Origin of the sequence: Sphingomonas populi (assembly GCF_004208535.1) — a bacterium.
In the GTDB taxonomy this organism is placed as follows: domain Bacteria; phylum Pseudomonadota; class Alphaproteobacteria; order Sphingomonadales; family Sphingomonadaceae; genus Sphingomonas; species Sphingomonas populi.
The window spans coordinates 1-6,820 of the sequence record NZ_SGIS01000084.1; the positions used below are offsets into that span (position 1 = coordinate 1).

5 protein-coding genes and 3 pseudogenes are annotated in these 6,820 nt (G+C 57.5%); 4 read left to right on the forward strand and 4 right to left on the reverse strand.

Features of this window, described 5'->3' with window-relative positions:
* Window positions 1-302: 302 nt before the first annotated feature.
* Together EWE75_RS23395 and EWE75_RS23400 are read left to right on the forward strand one after the other, a co-directional pair.
* A complete protein-coding gene (locus EWE75_RS23395; RefSeq protein ID WP_165388511.1) occupies window positions 303-1,004 on the forward strand; it encodes an alpha/beta fold hydrolase in 702 nt (233 codons plus the stop codon).
* A gap of 184 nt (window positions 1,005-1,188) precedes the next feature.
* Window positions 1,189-1,719, forward strand: coding sequence for an ester cyclase (locus tag EWE75_RS23400; protein ID WP_130160464.1), 531 nt, complete (start codon window positions 1,189-1,191; stop codon window positions 1,717-1,719).
* 368 nt (window positions 1,720-2,087) lie between these two features.
* Here EWE75_RS23400 and EWE75_RS23405 read toward each other — a convergent pair whose 3' ends face one another.
* From EWE75_RS23405 to EWE75_RS23415, 3 genes and pseudogenes are all read right to left on the reverse strand, one after another.
* Complete coding sequence (locus EWE75_RS23405; RefSeq protein ID WP_130160465.1) at window positions 2,088-2,873, reverse strand: SDR family NAD(P)-dependent oxidoreductase; 786 nt, start codon at window positions 2,871-2,873, stop codon at window positions 2,088-2,090.
* Between the two features lie 100 nt (window positions 2,874-2,973).
* The gene (locus EWE75_RS23410) at window positions 2,974-4,182 is read right to left on the reverse strand and encodes an acyl-CoA dehydrogenase family protein (RefSeq protein WP_165388512.1); all 1,209 of its coding nucleotides are present in this window, start codon (window positions 4,180-4,182) and stop codon (window positions 2,974-2,976) included.
* Window positions 4,183-4,964: 782 nt separating this feature from the next.
* A pseudogene (locus EWE75_RS23415) lies at window positions 4,965-5,240 on the reverse strand (transposase); the annotation flags it as partial.
* 85 nt (window positions 5,241-5,325) lie between these two features.
* On the opposite strand from EWE75_RS23415, the gene EWE75_RS23420 reads away from it, so the two are divergent.
* The gene (locus tag EWE75_RS23420) at window positions 5,326-6,192 is read left to right on the forward strand and encodes a fumarylacetoacetate hydrolase family protein (RefSeq protein WP_130160467.1); all 867 of its coding nucleotides are present in this window, start codon (window positions 5,326-5,328) and stop codon (window positions 6,190-6,192) included.
* Between the two features lie 39 nt (window positions 6,193-6,231).
* Here EWE75_RS23420 and EWE75_RS23425 read toward each other — a convergent pair.
* Window positions 6,232-6,408 (reverse strand): annotated as a pseudogene (locus EWE75_RS23425) (IS3 family transposase); the annotation flags it as partial.
* A gap of 211 nt (window positions 6,409-6,619) precedes the next feature.
* On the opposite strand from EWE75_RS23425, the pseudogene EWE75_RS23430 reads away from it, so the two are divergent.
* Window positions 6,620-6,820: pseudogene (locus EWE75_RS23430) on the forward strand (recombinase family protein); the annotation flags it as partial.

Genomic DNA, 6,820 nt, shown 5'->3' on the forward strand with positions numbered 1-6,820 from the left:
GCGACCACCGACGCCAACCGCGCCGCATCTTCAGAGTTTACGATCACACATACGATCTGGGACATCCCGCCAGACTCGCACGAAACTAACCGATTGTGAATCACCTGATTGGGTCAGTGCACTAGGTTTATACATTGGGCCTGCCTGAATCTAAGGTCGCCGTTGCTACGGATGCCACCGGGGGTTGGCATGGGATTGCGCCACACTCTTCTGCGGAAGAACTCCAGCCGTCGATGAAATTCAGCAACTGAACCAACTTCGTCCGACCAACTACGACCTTTAGCAATATACGGAGCTTTAACGTGGCGACTTTTCATCTTGTGCCCGGTGGATTTCATGGGAAGTGGTGTTGGGACCGTGTCGTGCCGGAGCTGCAGACCATGGGGCACAAGGCGACCGGCATAGAACTTCCCGGGATGGGTGGTGACGACACGCCACACAAAGATGTCACGCTGGATCTGTGGGCCCGGCATTTGATCGACCTGGCAGAGCGCGAAGCCGAGTTGCCCGTGCTAGTCGGACACAGCCGTGCGGGACTTGCCATGATCCGCGCGGCGGAACTTGCGCCTGATCGCTTTGCTTCGCTGGTTTTCCTGTCAGCCGTCGTGCCGCCACAAGGGGAGGCAATGGGGTCGCACGAGTCGTTTTCGCAAGTCCCGTACATGCGGATCGTCAACGAAGGGCACACGCTGATTGCTTCCGAAGACATATTGCCACTGCTCTTCAACGGGTGTTCCGCCGAGGACGTGAAGCAGGCTGCGACCGGGATCTGCCCGGAGCCGCTCGCACCGTGGACCGTGCCGATCACCACGACCGAAGAGCGTTTCGGAACGGTCAGGCGCGCCTATATCCACTGTCTGCAAGATAAGATGTTGCCATATGATTGGCAGCTCCAAGTCGCCAGCCGCCTCGGATGCACGCGGTCAGTCACGATGGATACTGACCACTCGCCCTTCCTGAACTCCCCGCAGGAGCTCGCCCGTCACATCGGGAGTCTGGCCTAAGTGCCATGACCATTGCCTGCATGGCACGACGTAAGAAAAGTCGGGGTCCGGCGCCCTATCGGGCGACAGGTTGCAGTTTTTCTGTGACCATAAAAGGATATAGCATCCGGTGATGCTCAAACCGCGCGGCTCTGAATGATACACAAAAAAGCGCATTGATGCGCACAGGTTTTGGAGATTGTCGATGGCTGGCTATATTCCCCCGTTCACCTTGGACGATTTCTCTCCATCAGTCGAGAAGCGGGCTGAAATCACGAAGGGATTGACTGAGCGTCAAGCCTTCATGGCCAACCGATGGATGAGTTTGTTCGATACGCTCAATCGCGGCGATTTTGAGAAAATGGACGATTTTTTCGATGCGTCGAAAATGACCTATGCCAATCCCAACCGGCCCGATCTGGGCAGCTACGCGCAGTGGAAGCCGGGTGCCCTTGAGCTATACAACACGTTTCCGCCCTGCGTCTATCGCGTCCTGAAAGCATGGGGGAATGGCGACGACGAGGTTACGGTACTTTGCCATCACCATGGCAAGCACACCGGGGCACCTTATATGGGTGTGCAGCCGACCGGCAACCAGCTCGACTCCCTCTGGTTCAGCTGGATCAAGTTCGAGGGGGACAAGATCGTCCACATCTACTCGATCTCTGACGTGCTTTCGATGCTGATCGACCTCGAAGTCATCTCCGCACCCCAACCGGTTGACCCTTACAAGTAATTTCAATCGCCGACTATTGATCTACTCAAGTGCCAAGATACGCGATGGCTCGCCAAAGCGTCTTGGTACTGCAGACCGGCGGATCGATATCCGAAGCGCAGGCCACACACACTGTGGCTAATTCTCATGGCTGAGCGGCAGGGCTTGTCCCTGCTCCACAGGCATGAACCGATGACCAGGAGCGTCGATCCGATCACATCAACACGACTGCCCCAGGTCATTGTCCCACGGCATTTTCCGAGCCAGCAAATGGTTCATGCTGCGTAAAGCGCATTCCCATCGCAAATGCTCGACGCCGCTGATAAGCTCAGGCCGCTCTTGCACACACGCTGTCTTCCTCCCCGCCCAAAGCGGATCAGAGTTTGCACTTAAGACAGCTGGTAGCCACCATCGACAGTGAGCGCCTGGTTCGTAACCCGCCCCGCCGCCGGCGATGCCAGGAAAGTCGCAGCGGCCGCTATGTCTTCCGGTGTGCACTGGCCCAGCAGTGAGCCACGCAAAGCCGGCCCGGCGATAGGAGGTCCGCTTGCGTTAATTGCGCCCGGCGTCACCACACCACCGGGAAATATCGCATTCGCCGTGATGCCATGCTCGGCCCACTCATACGCCGTGGTCATGGTCAAGGTCCGCAAGGCACCCTTGGATGCAGAATAGGCAGCCAGTCCGTCCACCATCGGGCTTACGGCACCGAGCGAGCATATGTTCACAATGCGCCCCCCAGCCCCGGCTGCGATCATTGCCCTGCCGATTTCGCGCGTCATCAGGAACGGGCCACGCGCGTTGACGGCCGCCGTCCTATCCCAAAACTCGGCCGTTGTATCCAGGATCATCGAGCGGTTCTGAATGGCGGCATTGTTCACCAGCACCCATGGGGCACCTTTCCAACCGACTGCGGCGGTGCAGCCATCGCGGACGCTTTGCTCATCCCCGATATCGATCATGAGGTGCATCGCGTCGTGGCCGTTGCCGGACAATTCCTCTGCGACGGCGCGTGCGCCGGATTCGTCGCGATCCACGACGATCACCGCACCCCCGGCATCCGCCAGCGCATGAGCGATCGCCTTGCCGATGCCGCCTGCAGCTCCGGTGACGAGGGCGACACGACCCTCAAGCCCGAACTGCCGTGCAAGAGCCGTTTCAATTTTTTCAGTCATGTCCGTACCTGCCGCCTACTCTCCAGAATTCTTTGTGGCCAGTCGTCGCGGCGCGAACAAGAGGTTTGGCTTGCAAGCCTATCGTCCGCGCCAGCGCCTTCTAGAAGCGAGAATTACGCTCTGACTCCTGGCCAAACCGGTCCGAGCCGATCTGGCGCACGGTTGTCCGGAACACCGCCGTGGCGGGATGATTGCGGGACGCGATCAGGTTGCGATAGATCCGAGGGATCGGGAGCCTCTCGTAAAGGCCGCCGCCGCCAACGAGCTCGTAGAGCGATTGCGCCGCCTTCAGGCAAAGATTGCCGGCGGACTGCGCGCGGTAGCGATATACGTTCATCGTCACCGGATCGAGGGTCTTGCCCTCGGCGGCCAATTGCTCGATCGCATCGAGATCGTGCATTGCCAGCAACTTCAGCTGATCGACCAGGGCGACTGCTTCTCCCAAAGCTTCAAGGGTGTCCGGCAAGTCGGCGATCGCCTTGCCCGTAATCATGGAAACCTTGGGCGCGTTGTAAGCGACAAATTCATCGATCAACGCCATCAGCGACCCGATCGAGACGGCTGTGCCACCGCGGTTGAACACCAGAATGAAGGGTGTCTTGAACCGGGGGTTGGTATTAACCTTGTAGCCCGGATAGTCGTAGGTTTCGGCTTCAGGCCCGAACGGAACTGTGCGGTAATCAGGGACAAAAGCCTCCTTGATGGAAATGCTCTTGCTGCCCGTGCCTTTCATGCCGAACACCTGCCAGTCGTCAACGATCTCGACAAACTCGCGGGAAACCAGGAATGAACGGAAATTCTTCGGGTCGCCATCGACCAGTCCGCCCACAATGTACCAGTCGGCATGGTCACACCCGCTTGAAAATGGCCAGGTGCCGCTGATCGTGTAACCGCCCGGTGCCGATACAGCCTTGCCGTATGGGCTGTAGGACGACCCTGTGATCGCATCGGGGTTGTCTCCCCAGACATCTCTCTGTGCGCGGTCATCGAACATTGCCAGGTGATGGTTGTGCAACGAACAGAGTCCGTAAACCCAACCATAGGCATGATCGGCTCGAGCAAGATTTATGATGACCTGCGTCAAGGTGGTGAGGGGCATCTCATAGCCCTTCCAGCGAGCGGGCTGGGCAACGCGGAATAGCCCCGCATCGATCATTTCCTTGATGGCTTCCTTGGAAACCATGCCGTTGGCCTCATCCTCGGCAGCGCGCTTCTTCAGTTGTGGAATCATGGCGGCGCTTGCAGCGATTATCTCTTCGGATGTGGGGAGCGACACTGCGACGCTTTTCAACATACTGGGGGACGACATTGTAACTCTCCTGAGCATTAAAGACTTGCCGATGAGTTTCCCGCTAATTAACTTGCGCGCCCGCCGATCATATTTTCCACGACATGGCAAATACATCCTTCGATATGATGTCGACCGCAGACCGTAAGCCGCGCTGGGCGGGCTGGGCATAACCCGACTTTTTCGCACTCAACTTTGAACCGAGAAACGGCGGCACTGAACTTTTTCGGCTGTTCCTGCCTCTGGAACTTCCGTCACAGCGCGTACCGATTGGCAGTACCATCGCGCCGAAGAACCTACCACCATCCTTATGGGCAATTCTGACGCAGTGTCAGAAGATTGTCGTTGGTCTTCATGAGGTAAGTCAAAATTATAGCATGCCGCTGTCGACCAACATTGAAAATTGTAAATTCAACGCGGCGCCAGTTAATATCTCGCCGCTTCATAATAATTAATTTGCCGTAGCCCGCCTACTTGAGCGCGGGGAAGTAAGTCTGTTTCATATTTATGAAATACAAATCTCTCCGCGTTTCATTCACCTTTTGACACTGATCTCGGAAGATAGTGTCTGAATTTTTGGAATTCCGATGGTCTATGCGGTTGAGGAATTCGCAAGATAAGGGGCAAGACACGCGCTGTGGTAGGGGTCGGTGCAGGCCTTGGCCTTGGGCGTGACCCTCAGGCTCGGCAGTGAAGGGTTTCGCGTTGCGCCGATCGCTCGGGGGCGGGCAGGTCAATCTGACAATGTGTCGCGCGACGTCAGTTCCTCAGCGCCGCGTTATCTGCGAGTTGGCTTATCTGTTGAGTGCTGCGGTTGAGCGATGAACGCCGTGCTGCAACCGCTTACGTGTCAGCTCTGCAAACCACCGTTCGACCTGATTGATCCAGGACGCGGATGTTGGTGTGAAATGGATGTGCCAAGGTGGACGGCGCGCCAGCCATGCCTTGATCTTCGGCGTCTTGTGGGTGGCATAGTTATCCATCACGAGGTGTACGTCCGGCCCTTTGGGCATCGCCGCGTCGATCTGCTTGAGGAAGTCGAGTGATGAGCGCGTTGCAAGGGTCTGACGCGTTGTCAGAAGGGATCCATTTACTCTGCTGACCTTCTGGTGGAGTTAACTTGCTTGGCTGATATTGGGCAAAAGCAATTTGGGGAAGATAGTAATGCGGATTGTCAGGTTTTTTAAGGACGGCAAGCAGGGTTACGGTCTCCTCGCAAATGACGCGGATATCACGGTTCGCACCGAAGATGAGGGGTTCGGTCCAGCATCCTTCGTGGAAGCGCTTGCGGGTGGTGAAGCGGGCCTCGCAAATTTTGCGGTCGCTCTGCAAGCTGGGCCGAGCATTCCGCTCGACTCCGTCGATCTTGCGACACCCGTTCCGCTCACCGGTAAGTTGATTTGCATTGGCGCAAACTTCGGTAAGCACGCCGCCGAGGCAGAATCTGTCTTTACGCCCGGAAAACATGCAACGTTCTTTCTTCGCGTGGCTGACGGCGTCGTTTCGCCCGGTGCGCCGCTGATCAAGCCCAAACTATCCAACGCTTTCGATTATGAAGGTGAGCTTGCCGTCATAATCGGCACGGCAGGCCGTCATATCTCCGTCGAGAACGCATTGGATCATGTCGCCGGCTACAGCATCTTCCAAGATGGCTCGATCCGTGACTACCAACTTGAGGCGCCGCAGTGGACCTTGGGCAAGAATTTTCACGCCACCGCTTCGCTTGGACCAGCGTTCATCTCTGCCGACGAACTTCCCGCAGGCGCGAAGGGGTTGCGGCTTCAAACTCGGCTGAACGGAGAGCTCGTTCAGGACGCTTCGCTGTCGGATATGTTGGTCGATGTGGTGGCTGCCATCACTACCTTGAGCAGTGTCATGACACTCGAGCCCGGCGACGTGATCGCGATGGGTACGCCGGCCGGCGTGGGCTTCTTCCGCAAGCCGCAGCTGTTCATGAAGGATGGCGATCTCTGCGAGGTCGAGATCGAGCGCATCGGCGTGCTCCGCAATCGGGTTATTGACGAGGCCTGACGTGCTGTCTGAGCTGCTGCCGGTCCCATGGACACCCAGTTAGGCTACATGAGCCTGCTTCTCGAAGTCCATGGGGCTAAGATAGCCCAAGCTCGAGTGCCTGCGTGTGGGATTGTAGAAGCGTTCGATGTAATCGAACACATCCTGCCTTGCCTGATTGCGCGTGCGGTAGGTTTCGCGCGCGATCCGTTCGCTCTTCAGCGAGGAGAAGAAGCTCTATGAGGAGTGTCGCCGTTCACCCCCACAGCGGCAATGATCTCAAGCCTCTGCGCGTTGCTCCACCGGCGACGCCGCTCCCGGCCCAATATCTCCACCGCCGTCCTCGCTCTGGCTCAGGACGTCCATAACGACGTCCTTATGGACGTCCCATACGCGCTCACGCCACATCCCGGCAGGCGGCCTCAATCGGACGGTTACGAGCGAGCGGATGAAAGCATCGGAAATCCTGCGCTCTCTGGTGTCCGCCATCGTACTGACGCCCGGCGATGACGGCCTTTCGATCGACGTGCAGGGTGATTTGGCCGGTATTTTGTCGATTGCGTCGAACGCAAAAAACCCCGCCGTTTTACGGGCAGGGTGTTTGCAAGTATCGTTGGTTGCGGGGACAGGATTTGAACCTGTGACCTTC

Excerpts from the sequence above, each read along its gene's own strand:
- EWE75_RS23405 (WP_130160465.1), bottom strand. The coding sequence starts at position 2,873 with ATGACTGAAAAAATTGAAACGGCTCTTGCACGGCAGTTCGGGCTTGAG.
- EWE75_RS23420 (WP_130160467.1), top strand. The coding sequence starts at position 5,326 with ATGCGGATTGTCAGGTTTTTTAAGGACGGCAAGCAGGGTTACGGTCTC.
- EWE75_RS23400 (WP_130160464.1), top strand. The coding sequence starts at position 1,189 with ATGGCTGGCTATATTCCCCCGTTCACCTTGGACGATTTCTCTCCATCA.
- EWE75_RS23410 (WP_165388512.1), bottom strand. The coding sequence starts at position 4,182 with ATGTCGTCCCCCAGTATGTTGAAAAGCGTCGCAGTGTCGCTCCCCACA.